This is a genomic window from Algoriphagus sp. 4150, assembly GCF_031457395.1.
Taxonomy (GTDB): domain Bacteria; phylum Bacteroidota; class Bacteroidia; order Cytophagales; family Cyclobacteriaceae; genus Algoriphagus.
On sequence record NZ_JAVDWS010000014.1, the window covers coordinates 72,042 to 88,529 of the forward strand.

11 protein-coding genes are annotated in these 16,488 nt (G+C 41.8%); 8 read left to right on the forward strand and 3 right to left on the reverse strand.

Features of this window, described 5'->3' with window-relative positions:
* The first annotated feature begins 110 nt into the window (after positions 1-110).
* From J2X69_RS16885 to J2X69_RS16900, 4 genes are all read left to right on the forward strand, one after another.
* The gene (locus J2X69_RS16885) at positions 111-2,504 is read left to right on the forward strand and encodes a TonB-dependent receptor domain-containing protein (protein ID WP_310105867.1); all 2,394 of its coding nucleotides are present in this window, start codon (positions 111-113) and stop codon (positions 2,502-2,504) included.
* 101 nt (positions 2,505-2,605) lie between these two features.
* Complete coding sequence (locus J2X69_RS16890) at positions 2,606-4,783, forward strand: DUF5916 domain-containing protein (RefSeq protein ID WP_310105870.1); 2,178 nt, start codon at positions 2,606-2,608, stop codon at positions 4,781-4,783.
* 109 nt (positions 4,784-4,892) lie between these two features.
* Positions 4,893-7,127 (forward strand): DPP IV N-terminal domain-containing protein, encoded by a 2,235-nt coding sequence (locus J2X69_RS16895; RefSeq protein ID WP_310105874.1) that lies wholly within the window; start codon positions 4,893-4,895, stop codon positions 7,125-7,127.
* Positions 7,128-7,190: 63 nt separating this feature from the next.
* The gene (locus tag J2X69_RS16900; RefSeq protein ID WP_310105877.1) at positions 7,191-7,592 is read left to right on the forward strand and encodes a carboxypeptidase-like regulatory domain-containing protein; all 402 of its coding nucleotides are present in this window, start codon (positions 7,191-7,193) and stop codon (positions 7,590-7,592) included.
* Between the two features lie 13 nt (positions 7,593-7,605).
* On the opposite strand, the gene J2X69_RS16905 is transcribed toward J2X69_RS16900, so the two are convergent.
* Entirely contained in the window at positions 7,606-7,731 is a 126-nt protein-coding gene (locus J2X69_RS16905) for a CPXCG motif-containing cysteine-rich protein (RefSeq protein WP_310106060.1), read from the reverse strand.
* Positions 7,732-7,959: 228 nt separating this feature from the next.
* Between J2X69_RS16905 and J2X69_RS16910 the strand changes: the two genes are divergently transcribed.
* Positions 7,960-9,102, forward strand: coding sequence for an ATP-binding protein (locus J2X69_RS16910; RefSeq protein ID WP_310105880.1), 1,143 nt, complete (start codon positions 7,960-7,962; stop codon positions 9,100-9,102).
* 67 nt (positions 9,103-9,169) lie between these two features.
* On the opposite strand, the gene clpB is transcribed toward J2X69_RS16910, so the two are convergent.
* Positions 9,170-11,785 carry an ATP-dependent chaperone ClpB gene (gene clpB, locus J2X69_RS16915; RefSeq protein WP_310105883.1) on the reverse strand — a complete coding sequence of 872 codons (2,616 nt, stop codon included), beginning with the start codon at positions 11,783-11,785 and terminating at the stop codon, positions 9,170-9,172.
* 313 nt (positions 11,786-12,098) lie between these two features.
* Here clpB and J2X69_RS16920 point away from each other — a divergent pair, with 313 nt between their 5' ends.
* Positions 12,099-12,560, forward strand: coding sequence for an ORF6N domain-containing protein (locus tag J2X69_RS16920; RefSeq protein ID WP_310106063.1), 462 nt, complete (start codon positions 12,099-12,101; stop codon positions 12,558-12,560).
* Between the two features lie 52 nt (positions 12,561-12,612).
* Here the strand turns inward: J2X69_RS16920 and J2X69_RS16925 are convergent, their stop codons facing one another.
* Positions 12,613-13,869 (reverse strand): dipeptidase, encoded by a 1,257-nt coding sequence (locus J2X69_RS16925; RefSeq protein ID WP_310105886.1) that lies wholly within the window; start codon positions 13,867-13,869, stop codon positions 12,613-12,615.
* Between the two features lie 374 nt (positions 13,870-14,243).
* Between J2X69_RS16925 and J2X69_RS16930 the strand changes: the two genes are divergently transcribed.
* Positions 14,244-15,125, forward strand: a complete 882-nt coding sequence (locus J2X69_RS16930; protein ID WP_310105889.1) for an ATP-binding protein — start codon at positions 14,244-14,246, stop codon at positions 15,123-15,125.
* Between the two features lie 306 nt (positions 15,126-15,431).
* Positions 15,432-16,433, forward strand: a complete 1,002-nt coding sequence (locus J2X69_RS16935; protein WP_310105892.1) for an acyl-ACP desaturase — start codon at positions 15,432-15,434, stop codon at positions 16,431-16,433.
* The last annotated feature ends 55 nt before the right edge of the window (positions 16,434-16,488 follow it).

Sequence of the window (16,488 nt, forward strand, 5' to 3'; positions counted from 1 at the left end):
TTTTCTGCTGATTTTCTGACGAAATCGAAATATATTTTCATGATTTTAAATGAAAGCATGATTTGATTTGGAATCTCATTAGCCCAAACCTATACCTAATTAGACATCTAATGTCCAACTATCACCCCGGTTCATTTCGCAAAATTACAGTTGCGATTATACTAAGTATCCTCTTTTGCCATCCTGTTTTTTCGCAGCAAGAATCCAAAATCACAGGAATCGTTCTTGAAGAAGGTTCTAACAGCCCGCTTCCCTATGCTTCAATTGGCATATATAATACAGCCGATAGTCTGATTTCCGGGGGACTTTCGGATGACAAAGGAAAGTTTCGAATAGATATTTCTCTTGGGGAATTTTATGCATTTGTTGAATTCATGGGATACGAACCTTATAAAACCGGTTTATTTAAAATTACTGAGGATTCGCCTTCTCTGGATTTAGGACAAATCCGGATGAAAACTACTGCCGAAAACTTGGATGAAGTAATTGTGCAAGGCGAGAAAACCATTATGGAGCTATCACTGGATAAGCGGATTTTCAATGTGGGTAAAGACCTGGCCAATGCCGGAGGAAATGCAAGTGACATCCTGATGAATCTTCCTTCCATTGCGGTAGATCCGGAAGGAAATGTGAGGTTAAGGGGATCCGACAATGTCAGGATACTCATTGACGGAAAACCTTCCGGACTAGTCAGTTTCAAAGGTAGTGCGGGTCTACGCCAGCTGCCTGCCAATATGATCGAACGGGTGGAAGTCATTACCAATCCCTCTGCACGCTACGAGGCAGAAGGTATGGCAGGCGTGATCAATATTATTTTAAAGAAGGACAATAATCAGGGATTTAACGGTTCAGTAGAATTGGTCGGAGGCTCTCCTACCAATTTGGGTTTCACAGCAAATCTTAATTACAGACACAAACGCATCAATTGGTTTATCAATTACAGCCTTACCCATCGCAGGGCTCCAAATGTGGGAGAACTGTATCAGGAAACATATGGAGAAGACACTACTTTCATCTTAAACCAAAGGAACAAAGGCGTGGTAAAAAGCCTTAACAACAATATTCGGGGCGGTTTGGATTACTATTTTAGTGAAAGTAGTATCCTTACACTCTCCTACCTGTGGAGGAGAAGTGATGCCCACAGAATTACAGATATTCGGTACGAAGACTCGTGGAATACCTTAGGCAATCTCCAGAGCTACACGCTACGCAGACAGGATGAAACGGAAGAGGAACCCAACTCTGAAATTTCTATGAACTACAAGAAAACCTTCGAGCGCAAAGGGCATGAACTGACCGGAACACTGACTTATTTGAATTATTGGGAAAATTCCGATCAACTATTTACACAAGGCGGATATACACCTCAAGGAAGCCCAATCGCAGGCTCATCGGTACTTCAGACCTCCCTGAACGATGAGTACGAAAACCAATACCTGGCAATGCTGGATTATGTCCAACCATTTGGCAAAGAAGGAAAATTCGAAAGCGGATTCAGGGCAAGTTTTAGGGAAATGAAGAATGACTATCTCGTACAACAAGCAAATGAAAGTGGAATACTAGAGCCTATTCCCGGCTTGGACAATATTTTTCTATACGATGAAAACATTCTCGCAGCCTATGGTATCCTTGGAAATAGCACTAACAAATGGAGTTATCAAGGCGGGCTTAGAATAGAATATACAGATGTAGAAACTACATTGGAAAAAACCAACGAGGTAAATCCCCGAAAATATACAGATCTCTTTCCCAGTGCCCATCTGACCTACAATGTTTCGGAGGAAAATGCCTTTCAGATCAGTTACAGTCGTAGAGTACGACGGCCTGTTTACAATGATTTAAGCCCTTATGTGACACTTTCAGATGCACGGAATTTCTTCAGTGGAAACCCCGACTTAAATCCCGAGTACACCAATTCATTTGAGCTGGGCCACATTAAGTATTTTGACAAGGGAACTCTTTTCACCACAGTTTATTATCGGAGTACTAATGACAAAATCGAACGGCTACGTGAGGTGGACGAAGACGGAAATTCTACCACGTTACCTTTCAATCTGAATGAAGAAAATTCATTTGGGGTAGAACTCAGTAGCGATTACCAATTATTTCCTTGGTGGAAGTTGGACTTCAATGCCAATTTCTTCCATGCTGATATCGATGGTACAAATATTCAGAACGGATATGAGACCAAAACTTATTCTTGGCTTTTTCGACAGACTTCCAGATTTACATTGATACAAGGACTAGACCTGCAGCTTCGGGCAAATTACGATGCCAGACAAAAAACGGTACAGGGAGTTAGAAAGGGGATTTTCTTTATGGATTTTTCCGCAAGCAAGAATATTCTACAGGATAGAGGCACCTTAGTTTTCAATGCTACTGATATTTTCAACTCGAGAAGAAACAGGTACATCAGTGAGGGATCCAATTTCTATACCGAGGGAGACTTTCAATACCAGAGGAGGCAGTTTATTTTGACCTTAAGCTACAGAATCAAGCAATAAATCTTTATTGATTTTTTTTATCAACTTTATTTAGATTTATGAAAAAATTATCTAATATTCAGAAGACAAAACCCTAATTAACCTTACATGTATGTAGCCTCATGCGTAACCTGATTCTTTTTTTGCTATTGGGAATCGCCAATACAACGATACTTTCTGCACAGAAAATCAACAACTCCTATCGGCTACATATTCAGAAGGCTACCTCCGAAATTTTGATTGACGGAGCTTTGGATGAGCAAGCTTGGTTGGATGCCGAAGTTGCTACAGATTTCTTTATGATCACGCCTATGGACACGAGCTTTGCCCGGGTCAGAACTGATGTGAGAATGACTTACGACGATGAAAATCTATACCTGCTGGTGGAGAATTTTCATGCGGTCGAAGGCCCTTATATGGTTGAATCACTTCGACGGGATTTCAACTTTGGCAAGAATGACAACTTCCTACTCTTCATGGATCCGTTTGATGATCAGACCAATGGGTTTTCATTTGGTGCCAACGCAGCCGGTGCACAGTGGGACGGAATCATGTTCAACGGTGGAAGTGTAGATCTTAGCTGGGAGAATAAATGGAGTTCCAAAGTCATCAATTATGATGACAAGTGGGTTTTTGAAGCAAAGATCCCCTTCAAATCCATTCGCTACAAAAAAGGAATAAAAGAATGGGGGATTAACTTCTCACGTCTTGACCTGAAAACTACTGAAAAATCAGGGTGGGCACCAGTCCCACGCCAATTCCCATCAGCCTCTCTGGCTTACACAGGAATTCTTGTTTGGGATGAAGCCCCTCCACAGGCAGGGGCTAATATTTCCGTGATTCCTTACGCTTTGGGAGGATTCAGCAAGGAAGTGTCTTCAGGAGGTGAGGCAGAATACCGAAAGGGAATAGGAATGGACGCAAAGATTGGCTTGACTTCCTCGCTCAACTTGGATCTTACTGTTAATCCGGATTTCTCACAAGTAGAAGTCGATCGACAAGTAACCAACCTGGACCGGTTTGAATTGTTTTTCCCGGAACGACGCCAATTCTTTCTGGAAAATGGAGACCTGTTTGCAAGTTTTGGCTACAGCACGATCCGTCCATTTTTCTCCAGAAGAATCGGGTTAAATACTCCAATTCAATATGGTGCTAGACTGAGCGGAAAAATCAACAAAAACTGGCGGATCGGAGCGATGAGTATGCAAACTGAAAAAGTGAAGGAGGATGATTTGCCTTCCCAGAACTTCACCGTTTTGGCACTTCAGCGGCAGGTTGGAGCAAGATCCAATATATCCGGGATTTTCATTAATAAACAATCATTAAACTATAATCCGGATCCGACTGCCGAAGCCCCTATATATTCCCAATTCAACCGAAACATCGGGCTAGAATATAACCTAGCCTCTTCGAACAATCTCTGGACCGGTAAAGCAATGGTTCTACAGAGTTTTGGCCCGGACAATATTGGTAATGGCTTTGTCCATGCTGCCAATTTGATGTACACTGCGGGAAATCTCACATGGAACTGGCAACATGAATATGTATCTGAAAATTACACCGCAGAAGTGGGTTATGTGCCGAGAACGGGATTTTACAAAATCAGTCCGGAGGCAGGCTATCGTTGGTTTCCGAAAAGCGAAAAAATCTTGAGTCATGGACCCGATTTTGGCACAACGCTCTTTTTTAATAAAAAGGGAGAGCAAACAGACAACACCACATTTCTAGCATATAATCTTAAGTGGAGAAGTCAAAGCACATTTATGCTATGGACAAGTACAGATTATGTAAAGTTGCAACGCCCCTTCGATCCTACAAATTATAGTGGCGACACACTGGCAACAGGTACAGCCCATCAATGGTATGCTATGGGGGCTGAATACACCTCTAAGCCGCAAAGTGTCTTAACTTATGCTTTTTCTACCCGATTGGGGGGCTATTATGCAGATGGGGAACGCTATAATGTAAGTGCAGAATTGGGCTATAGGTTTCAACCCTATGTCAGCATCACAATGAATGCAGGCTATAATGAGATCCATCTGCCTAAACCTTGGAATACCACGAGTTTTTGGCTGGTTGGCCCACGAGTTGATGTTACCATGACAAATACCCTGTTTTTTACTGCCTTTGTCCAATATAACGAGCAAATTGAAAACATCAATCTAAATACCCGCTTCCAGTGGCGATTCAAACCCGCCTCCGACCTCTTTTTAGTTTACACCGACAATTATCTTCCCGCTCCATTTTACACCAAAAACCGCTCGCTGGTACTGAAATTTACCTATTGGTGGAATGTGTAAAGCCCAATCTCCCTCTAGATTGATGGATTAATCTCAAATATTAGCCCTTCCATCCCATTTAGGAGATATAATTTTACTTTAGCGATATAGAACACTTAATTCCATTCTCATGAATCGCTCATTCAAAAAGTCAATCCTACTCTTTTTGGCATTTTTTGTCATTGGTGAAATGTACGCCCAGGACTCCAAACTCCTCTCACTCGACAGAATATACAACAGTAGAGAATTTGCACAGGAAATACTACAGCCTATACAGTGGATTGAAAATGGAGCAGCGTATGTAACGGTAGAAAGTGGAAATGAACTTATTCGCTGGGATAGCAAAACTTTGGAGAAACGTGTTTTTGTCTCTAAAGCAGCTTTGCAAAACGCCGGGAAATCTATTGCAATAGAATCATTCACACTATCAGATGACGGATCAAAAGTCCTTATTTTCACCAATTCAAGCCGTGTTTGGAGATCAAATACAAAAGGAGATTACTGGGCTTATGACTTAGAAACAAAGCAGTTAAAACAACTGGGAAACGAGTTTGAACCTTCCTCCCTTATGTTTGCGAAATTTTCGTCAGATAATGAATCTATAGCCTATGTGCATAAATTCAACCTGTATATAGAAAACTTCAAAACCGGCAAAATCACACAGCTTACCAATGACGGTACGGACAAGATCATCAATGGAACCTTTGACTGGGCTTACGAAGAAGAGTTTGGCAAAAGAGATGGATTTGCCTGGAGTCCTGATGCCGCATACCTTACTTTTTGGCAGATTGATGCATCTAAGATTGGCACCTTTTACATGATCAATAACACGGACTCTGTGTATTCCAAACCAGTCCCACTCCAGTATCCAAAAGTAGGTGATGAACCTGCCGGAGCCAAAATCGGGCTGATCGGCATAGCTTCGCAGGAGACTAAATGGATACCGATTCCGGGAGGAGAAAAAGAGAATTATCTTCCGGGTATGCAATGGATCAATGAGGATTTACTCTTGATTCAGCAGATGAACCGTAAACAGAATAAGCTTACTGTATGGACCTACAAACCTTCCAATGAAGAGCTGAAAAAAATCTATGAAGAAACGGAAGAAACCTGGGTAGATCTTGCCTATCCTGATCTATCCCGATATGGCTGGAGCGACAATAGTTTACCTCTCGTCGATAAAGGAAAAGCTTTTCTCAGAATGACAGAGAATGATGGCTGGAGACATATTTACAAGGTTGAAATAGCTACGGGACGGAAAACGTTGATCACGCCCGGTGAATTTGATGTTGCTTCTTTTGGAGCCGTGACCGAAAAAGAAGTCTATTTTATCGCCTCTCCTGACAATGCCACTCAGCGCTATTTGTATGCCATTGATTTGGCCGGTAAGGGAAAACTCAGAAGAGTAACGCCGGAAACTTTTGAAGGAGTAAATACCTATGACATCGCTCCCAATGGTCAAATCGCCGTGCATAATCATCAAAACACCGCAGCTCCACTCACTACTCGTTTGATTTCTTTGCCAAAGCATGAAACCATAAAATCCCTGGTAGAAAATAAAGCCTATAAGCAAAAACTGGCATCACTCAAAACCCCAGAAATCAAATTCACAACAGTAACCACTTCAGAAGGAGTGACAATGGATGCGAGAGTGATCTATCCAATTGATTTTGATGAATCTAAAAAATATCCCGTGCTATTCCATGTGTATGGGGAACCTTGGAGCACTGTAGCTACGGATACTCAGGTTGGACTTTACAATATTATGCTGGCGCAAAAAGGTTATTTCATCATTGATATGGACAACCGGGGCACTCCAACTTTGAAAGGAAGCGGCTGGAGAAAAAGTATCTATAGAAAAATAGGAGTCATCAATTCCCAAGATCAAGGATTGGCTGCCAAAGAACTCCTAAAACTTCCCTATCTGGATGAAAGTCGTGTCGCAGTCTGGGGATGGAGCGGCGGAGGCTCCATGACACTGAACCTGATGTTTAAATTTCCTGAAGTTTATCAAACTGGTATGTCCATTGCCGCAGTATCAAATCAACTGATCTATGACAATATCTATCAAGAAAGATACATGGGCTTACCTCAGGAAAACATGGAGGATTTCATAAATGGATCACCAATCACTTATGCTAAAAATCTGGAAGGAAACCTATTGATTGTCCATGGCACCGGCGATGACAATGTGCACTATCAAGGAGCAGAAATGCTGATGAACGAACTGATCAAGCACAATAAGCAATTCCAGATGATGCCTTACCCTAACCGCTCCCATGGGATATACGAAGGAGCAGGAACTTCACTTCATTTATATACCTTGCTGACAAGGTATTTGATGAAGCACACGCCAGTTAATTAATTATCAAAGAATTAGGATTAATTAACTATTTTAGCTTTATTACTATTAAAATTTAGTAGAATTATGAAAAACACGTTGATTGATTCCCAAAAACGAAAACTAAGAAGATTGAACATGGGTATTTTATCCCTTTTATTTCTATTCTTAGGAGGTATAATCTTCTCTGCTACGCAACTTACTGCCACCGCAGAAACGGAACTGAAGTCTGACAAAACAGTCAAAGGACTTATCCTTTCTGCGGACAAGAAGCCAATTCCCGGAGCAGTGATTCTGGTTAAAGATACGACTACAGGAACTGTCGCTGACATAGAGGGGAATTTTTCGATGGATTTGCAGTACTTTGATGAAGCTACCGTCACGCTTATAATTTCAATGATTGACTACGAATCCAAAGAAGTGGTAGTGAAAACAAACAAATTGCCAAAAGATCTAGGCAAGATCACTTTGGAAAAAGAAGTGGAGTAGCTTAGTGTTCTATCTACTTCGCTTCGAAAGAAATGATCCCACCTTCTTTTATTTCAAGTTGAACCGCAACTGGGTTGCAGTATATTTCACAATCTTCGATGTATTCCTGAGAAGAAACAGACGGGCAATCAGCATAGATATCTCAGCTAAACAGTATGGGCGGGGGAAGAAATATTCGCGTATATTGAAATATAATCAAATTCAATTTTGCTCAAACTGACGGAATTTACATTAATTGAGTTAATCAACTGACGGAATTTACATTAATTGAGTCAATCAACTGACGGAATTTACATTAATTGAGTCAGTTTAATGATAAAATCAAATAAAAAAGCATACATTGCACTGTATTTCACCCCGATAGACAGTGCAAAATATCCCCAGAGCCCTACACTCCAATTTCCATCGCAAGCTCAAGCCAAATAAGGTATTGATGATCCTTGGCCCAAGAAGATCAGGAAAAACTGCGCTTGTCAGGCAATTTACCAAGGATCTCGATCCACAACAAAGCCTGATCCTCAATGGAGAAGACGTGTTGGATGCAGTACTTTTGCAGGAGAGGTCGGTGGCAAATTACAGTCGGTTGCTGGCCGGGAAAAACTTGCTAGTCATCGACGAGGCGCAGCATATTCCGGACATTGGACTAATCCTAAAACTAATAGTAGATAGCATTGATGGAATACAAGTGATCGCTACGGGTTCCTCTTCATTCGACATGCATCAGCAGGTGGGAGAGCCTTTGGTAGGAAGAAAAAACACCTTATTTCTCTATCCACTGGCACAGATGGAATTTGCTAAAGTAGAAGATTTCAAAACCACACTGGAAAAACGTGAAGAACGCTTGATCTTCGGAGGTTATCCGGAACTCATCCGTTACTCCGATTGGAAAGACAAGGAAGACTACCTCTACCAGATCATGAACGACTATCTGTTGAAAGATATTCTGATGGTCGATGGGGTAAAAAATTCCGACAAACTCTATTCTTTACTTCGACTGGTAGCTTTTCAAGTGGGAAAAGAGGTTTCTCTGGAAGAACTTGGCAGGCAACTGGGAATGTCAAAAAATACGGTAGAGCGCTATTTGGATCTGCTATCCAAAGTATTTGTGGTGTTCAAAATCGGTGGATACAGCAGAAATCTCCGCAAAGAAATCGTGAAGAACAGTCGCTGGTACTTCTATGATAACGGCGTCCGGAATGCCATCATCCAAAATTTCAACCGCTTGGATATGCGTGGGGACGTGGGAGACTTATGGGAAAATTACGTGGCGGTAGAACGGATGAAATTTCAGAATTATAGTCAAATGCACTGCAATAACTACTTCTGGAGAACCTACGACCAGCAGGAAATCGACTGGGTGGAAGAAGAAGGCGATTTGCTACGGGCTTTTGAATTCAAATACCAAAACAGTAAAGCGCCGAAAGTACCCGGTGCATGGGCAAAAGCTTACCCTGAAGCTAGCTATGAAATTATCCATTCAGGGAATTACCTAGACTGGATCGGGGCCTAAGCATCCAAAAAGAAACCCTTGAGGTCGTTTGACCTCAAGGGTTTTCAATAATAGAATAGACTACCACTTACAACTCTGCAGTGTCTACATTTTTGAAATAAACCTGATTATCAGCGTCCAAATCAACTAAGACAGCAGAATCATTTTTGATATAGCCAGACAATATTTGCTTGGACAACTCATTCAGTACCAATCGCTGCATGGTTCTCTTCAGCGGCCTTGCACCGAAATTAGCATCAAAACCAACTTCACCCAAGTAGTCCAACACTTCTTTAGTAGCTTCGATTTCTATACCTGATTCAGACAATCTATGCTGGATTTCCCTCCATTGAATATCCACAATCTTCCGAATATTCTGCTTATTCAATGGTTCAAACATAATCGTTTCATCTATCCTGTTTAGGAATTCCGGACGTACAGATTTTTTCAAAAGCTCGTAAACTTCCGTTTTGGTCTTTTCCAGGATCTCTTCCTTATTCCACTCCTCCATCTCAGCAAATCGCTCTTGGATCAAATGCGAGCCAATGTTGGTCGTCAGGATGATGATCGTATTCTTGAAGTTAGCCACACGCCCTTTATTGTCAGTCAATCGGCCATCATCCAATACCTGCAAGAGGATGTTGAATACATCCGGATGAGCCTTTTCGATCTCATCAAGCAAGATTACGGAATAAGGTTTCCTACGCACTGCTTCTGTCAGTTGACCACCTTCATCGTAGCCCACATAGCCCGGAGGTGCTCCCACCAATCGGCTTACCGCATGTCTTTCTTGGTATTCAGACATATCGATTCTAACCATGGAGTTCTCATCATTGAAGAGGTATTCTGCCAAAGCTTTTGCGAGCTCAGTCTTACCCACCCCAGTGGTCCCCATAAAGATAAAACTCCCTATTGGTCGCTTAGGGTCCTGTAAGCCGGCACGGCTTCTACGCACCGCATCCGAAAGTGCCGTGATCGCTTCCTGTTGCCCTGCTACTCTCTTACCAAGTTCTTCTTCCAGATGAAGTAGTTTTTCCCGCTCCGACTGAATCATTTTGTTCATCGGAATACCTGTCCATTTGGACACCACCGCAGCAATATCCTCTTGGTCTACTTCCTCTTTTAGTAATGGTGAACCAGCCTGCATCTCTGCCAACTGAGATTTGAACGACTCTAATTTCTGCTCAGCTTCACCTATTTTACCATAGCGGATTTCGGCTACCTTACCAAAATCACCGGCTCTTTCGGCTTGCTCCGCTTCAAGTTTGTAATTATCTATCCGCTCTTTCTCGCGCTGAATGCCCGTGATTACAGCCTTCTCACTTTCCCATTTCGCTTTTACACTATCCCGCTTCTCTGCAAGCTCAGCCAGTTCTTTACTTAGGACAGTTTCCTTATCCTTATTTTTTTCTCTACGAATTGCTTCCCGTTCGATCTCCAGTTGCATGATTCGACGGTTCAATTCATCCAACTCCTGCGGTAAAGAATCTATTTCCATCCTCAGCTTGGCCGCCGCCTCGTCCATCAAGTCAATCGCCTTATCCGGGAGAAATCGATCAGAAATATAGCGCTGCGAAAGCTCAACCGCTGCTATTACCGCATCATCCTTTATTCGTACACCATGGTGCAACTCGTATTTATCCTTAATTCCCCGAAGGATAGAAATCGCATCGGCTGCATCTGGCTCGTCTACGATTACAGACTGGAATCGACGCTCCAGAGCCTTATCTTTTTCAATGTATTTCTGGTATTCCTTAAGCGTGGTCGCTCCTATTGCATGGAGCTCTCCTCTAGCCAAAGCCGGCTTCAGTAAGTTGGCCGCATCCATGGCTCCTTCACCTCCTCCACCTGCACCAATAAGGGTGTGGATCTCATCGATGAAAAGAATTATCTCGCCCTCTGCATCCGTAACTTCTTTGATTACGGCCTTCAGTCGCTCTTCGAATTCCCCTTTGTATTTGGCACCCGCGACGAGCAAACCCATGTCCAAAGAAATCAATGTCTTGGATTTAAGATTTTCGGGTACGTCACCGGACACTATCCGCTGGGCAAGTCCTTCGACGATTGCAGTTTTACCCACACCCGGCTCTCCAAGTAGAATCGGATTATTTTTGGTCCTACGGGCCAAGATCTGAAGTACCCTCCTAATCTCCTCATCGCGACCTATCACAGGGTCAATCTTTCCCTTCTTGGCCATTTCATTCAGGTTTTTGGAGTATTTTTCCAATGCCTGATATTTGCTTTCTGCGTTTGGATCGGTCACTTTATTTCCTTTTCTAAGTTCTTTGATAGCTTCGATCAAAGGCTTCTCGGAAATCCCCTGATCTTTCAAAATTTTTCCTGCTGCATCCGAACTAGCTAATATCGCCAGCAGCAAATGCTCAATTGCCACATACTCATCCCCAAAGGTTGTGAGGTAATCCTTTGCTTTGGTCAGCACCTGATTGGAATAATTGGAAAGGTAGGGCTGCTGACCGCCGCTTACTGTAGGCAATTTTGCCAATTGCTCATTCAATTTCTGAGTGATCAACTGCTTACTTGTTCCGAATTTCTTAAATAAGAATTCCGTCACATTCTCATCTTCCGAAAGAATCCCTTTCAGCAAATGTGCCGGCTCAATATTCGGCTGTCCTGCCGATGTTGCCAACTCCAACGCCTTTTGGATTGCCTCCTGAGATTTTATAGTGAATTGTTTGAAGTCCATATAGTTGGGTTATTAGTGGTGTCTAAATTTACAGATTGAGGTTCTAAGATTCTCTTTAGCGCACCTTCATTTCTCACTCTGTATTATCAAACCTACTTCCAATTACTTTTTTCGGTCAAAATGGCTGAAAAACAGGGCTTTCAAAGCAGAATATGGAAAATTTGACGGGATTTTATTCGAGGTACGGTCATTTCACGACATTATGAATGTTTAAAATTCCGGATTTTCCTATATTAGATTTACACTTTTTATAATAACCACATCTATGAACTAACTTTTAAACGAAGAGCAGGTCCTCCAGCTCATCCACAAAATCCGCCAACAAAAAGTTATGCTGGATAGTGATTTGGCAGAAATGTATGTTGTGGAGACGAAGCGTCTCAATGAGCAAGTCAAAAGAAGTATTGATCGATTCCCTGAGGACTTCATGTTCCAGCTTTCTTCAGAAGAATGGAAAAACTTGAGGTCGCAATTTGCGACCTCAAGTTGGGGAGGCCGTCGTAGTTTACCGTACGTGTTTACAGAGCAAGGAGTAGCGATGCTCTCATCAGTTCTCAATAGTCCGCGTGCTATCCAAGTAAATATCTCCATTATCAGGATTTTCGTAAAGATTCGAGAATGGGCTTTAAATTATTCAGAATTGCAGAACAAAATTCAAGCATTGCAAGATGCTGAATCCAATCAAAACGAACACATTAATCACATCTATCAGATGATTGAAGAGCTTTTGAAGCCAAATCTGGGAAAGCGAAAGCAAATAGGGTTTAAAAAGTAAAACCCTGCTTCAGTCGAGAAACAGGGTTTATACCTCTGAGTTTACTTGAAATTCATTTTTGCCCCGCAGCATAATCCTCCACCGCCTTCCAAACTCTAAATACATTTTTATAACATATCTTTTCTATCTCATCTCTGGTGTATCCCCTCTTTAGAAGCTCTGCAATCAAATTTGGAAACATGGAAACATCCTTCAGCCCAGTCGGCAAAGAGTCTCCCACCCCATCAAAATCAGAGCCCAATCCTATATATTCTATCCCAACTAGATTTTTGACATGATCGATGTGGTCGGCAACCCGCTGCACCGTAGGAAAAGGATTGTTTGCAGCAGCATATTCCGCAGCATAGGCCTGAAAGGCCGAATCACGACGGCTCAGATTATTTTCAGCCATATAATTTACCAAATGCTCCCGCACTTTATCTGTACCCGCAGCGTAGGCAGAATCTATAAAGGATCCCCCGAAATTGATCATCATCACGCCTCCGTTATCAGCCATAGCCTGGATCAATTCATCGCTCATATTTCGCTCAAAACCCGGTGTAAACTTCCTAGCAGAAGAATGTGAAGCGATTACAGGCACCTTGGTGATGGCCAAAGCATCTCTGAATGTATCATCCGAAACGTGGGAAAGATCAACCATGATCCCTACCCTGTTCATCTCAGCCACTACCTGCTCACCATATTCGCTCAAGCCGTTGTATAATCTCACGGTATCATAGCTACTGTCACCGATCAGGTTGGCTTTGCCATGAGTAAGAGTGATGTAGCGAATGCCTCTTCCATGAAAATAAGCCACATTGGCAATATCATCTTCAAGTGCAGATCCGTTCTCCATCCCCATCGGCAAGGAGATTTTGCCTGCGGCAAAGTTCGTCTCTACATCAGCAGGACTATAGGCCATCGCAAACTTATCCGGAAATGTCTCTGCCAAACGCTCCGTCATCAGTATTAAAGAATCCGCTAAAGCTTTTGAGGAACCCGGGGTCTGCTGAAGACCTGCTGGAATATAAATAGACATAAATGGAGCATCCAGCCCACCTTCTTTTGCTCTTGGAAAGTCAAAATTGCCATCAGGAGTACGCACTGATACATCCAAAACTTCACGTTGAAGAGTAAATCCTCCTACTTTCATCCGGTAGGGCAAATCCACATGCCCATCCACCATTATAGTTTCACGGGCAATTTCCTTCGCAATTTCCAGACGTTCAGCATCAGAAAGCAAGGTATAGTCAACAGTTTCCTCTTGTCCTTTGGTAGTGCATGCCAACACCAAAGTGGCCAGCATTGCAACGTTGAAATATTTTCTCATTAAGTTGGTAGGTTAGAATAGCTCCTAAGATAAGTCGATTTTATATTCGAAGATAAAATAATCCATTAAAGGAGATTTTTCAGGATTTTGAACATTTGAATGTATTCTTCAAACCAATTTTTGGAATTTCGCTGTAATAATCGACTAAAATCCTCCCTATCCAATCTAACATACGAAAAAAAACCAAAATAAAACTCAACCAAAATTCCTGAATTTTGATATTGGAAGAACCAAGTCCTTTCCCATATCTTTGACACAAAAGTTCTTTTGTTGTACCTTCTACTCTTGAAGTTAAAGTACATGGACAATGCTATTAATACTGTTTTGTCTAGCAATAAATAATCAACCTTAGAAAACAACCAAATCTTAATCTTATGAACACTACGCTAAAATTCACCATTCTGGGCATATCATCAGCGTTGCTTTTCGCACAATGCAGCCCCCAAAAGACAGAGGAAATCACTGAAGAAGAGATAGTGGAGGTGGTAAAAACTCCAACTCTAACCAAAATCTGGGAAACCGACACTACACTAATCACTAATGAATCAGTGCTATACGATGCTTCCTCGGGAAAAATCTATGTATCTAATATTGAAGGTGATCCCAGAGAAAAAGACGGAAAAGGATCAATTTCCATAATTGATAAAGAAGGAAACATCGTCAATCAAGCATGGGTTACAGGGCTTAATGCACCAAAAGGAATGGGGATCACCAACGGAAAATTGTATGTAACAGATATTGATCAGCTGGTAGAAATAAATCTGGAATCAGGAAAAATCAGTAAAAAACACCCAATTAAAGGAGCTGGTTTCTTAAATGATCTTGCCACGCATGAAGGGAAAGTATATTTCACTGATATGAACACAGGTAAAGTCCACCTACTTGAAGATGGCAAAATCTCCACCGTCACGGAAGGACACGAATCTATCAATGGGATCGCCATCGCCGACAACGGAACGCTTTATGGATTGGACAAATCAGGCCTGAAGATGCTTAATGCCGATGGCAGTGCTGAAATCCTGAACAAAAATGTCACAGGCGGTGATGGTCTTGTGATTTTAGGAGATGGCAAATACATTGCTTCCCGATGGGCTGGAGAGATATATTTTGTCAATGGCGAAGAGGAAACTTTAATGCTGGACACTAAGGATGCGGAGTCAAATACAGCTGACATAGGCTTCATCCCCGAGGACAATATTGTATTGGTACCGACTTTCTTCAAAAATAAAGTAGTAGCATACAAATTGGATTATTAAATCTCCGAGTAAAAGCTTTCTTTGGGGCTTTTACACTTGGGTGAACTAAGAAGCCATAAATTTGCTTATAAATAGAGAGCAGGTGACTTAAGAAAATTCACCCCATCAAAAGACAAAAATGAGCAAATCATAAAAACAAAAAATAACACCCACTTGGTTTGCTCGGTTAATCCTTTGTATGATGGTTACTTAAGGAATTCCTAATCATTGATAGACACTTCTATCAGTAATTTGTCCATTTGTGAGTAAATTTGTCCTAATTCAAAACTGTACCGAGTTATTTTTAATTCGGACCTAAATTTATCCATGATGAAATCAGGAGAAATAAATTACGAACTAGAAAAAAACATAGAGGTTATCTCTCAATTGGATGGTCTTGTTGGTGATGCTGTAGACAATATCCTCGTTGACCCGGACAAGTGCTGGCAACCTTCAGATTTCCTGCCTGATTTTGGGAATCCTGATATTTACGATGAAATCAAATTTCTACAAAAAAGAGCAGAAGGCATTCCTGATACGGTGCTGACTTCTCTTGTCGGTAATATGATCACTGAGGAAGCACTTCCCAGTTATCAGACCTATTTCAACCTTTTAGAAGGAATCAATCCTGAGAGAAACTTACTATCACCTTCGGGCTGGGTAAGATGGTCTAAGTCATGGACAGCCGAGGAAAACCGCCATGGCGATCTTCTCAACAAATATCTGTACATGACCGGAAGAGTGGACATGAAAGCCGTAGAACAAACTATTCATAGATTGCTAATGAATGGATTTGACCCGAATTCCGGCGGAGATCCCTATCAGGCTATCGTTTATACATCATTTCAGGAGAGGGCCACTAAAGTCTCCCATGTAAACACAGGCAAACTTGCGGATATCGCAGGAGACACTGTGCTGGGAAGAATCTGCAAACAGATCGCAGGAGACGAAGCAAGGCATGAGAAGGCTTACAAAAGCTTTATGTCAGCTATTTTCGACATTGATCCCAATGGAGCAATCATCGCTTTTGAAAAGTTAATGAGAAAACAAATCGTAATGCCTGCTGTATTGATGGGAGAAGGAAGCTCCAATCCCTCATTATTTACCCAATTCTCAGCTATTACTCAGAAAGTTGGGATTTACACAGGTTGGGATTATGCGAGAATCATCGATCACTTAGTCAACCTTTGGAAGATAGAACACTTAACCGGACTAAATGATGTAGCCTCTAAAGCCCAAGATTATCTCGTGAAATTGTCTGATAGATACATGAGACTTGCAGATAGGATGAAGGCACCTGAAGAGGTAAAGCTTGCATGGCTTAAATAATCCCTCAGTATAATTATTCAAATCCTTTCCATTACGGAAAGGATTTTTTGGTTAG

Excerpts from the sequence above, each read along its gene's own strand:
- J2X69_RS16885 (WP_310105867.1), top strand. The coding sequence starts at position 111 with ATGTCCAACTATCACCCCGGTTCATTTCGCAAAATTACAGTTGCGATT.
- J2X69_RS16890 (WP_310105870.1), top strand. The coding sequence starts at position 2,606 with ATGCGTAACCTGATTCTTTTTTTGCTATTGGGAATCGCCAATACAACG.
- J2X69_RS16895 (WP_310105874.1), top strand. The coding sequence starts at position 4,893 with ATGAATCGCTCATTCAAAAAGTCAATCCTACTCTTTTTGGCATTTTTT.
- J2X69_RS16900 (WP_310105877.1), top strand. The coding sequence starts at position 7,191 with ATGAAAAACACGTTGATTGATTCCCAAAAACGAAAACTAAGAAGATTG.
- clpB (WP_310105883.1), bottom strand. The coding sequence starts at position 11,785 with ATGGACTTCAAACAATTCACTATAAAATCTCAGGAGGCAATCCAAAAG.
- J2X69_RS16925 (WP_310105886.1), bottom strand. The coding sequence starts at position 13,869 with ATGAGAAAATATTTCAACGTTGCAATGCTGGCCACTTTGGTGTTGGCA.
- J2X69_RS16930 (WP_310105889.1), top strand. The coding sequence starts at position 14,244 with ATGAACACTACGCTAAAATTCACCATTCTGGGCATATCATCAGCGTTG.
- J2X69_RS16935 (WP_310105892.1), top strand. The coding sequence starts at position 15,432 with ATGATGAAATCAGGAGAAATAAATTACGAACTAGAAAAAAACATAGAG.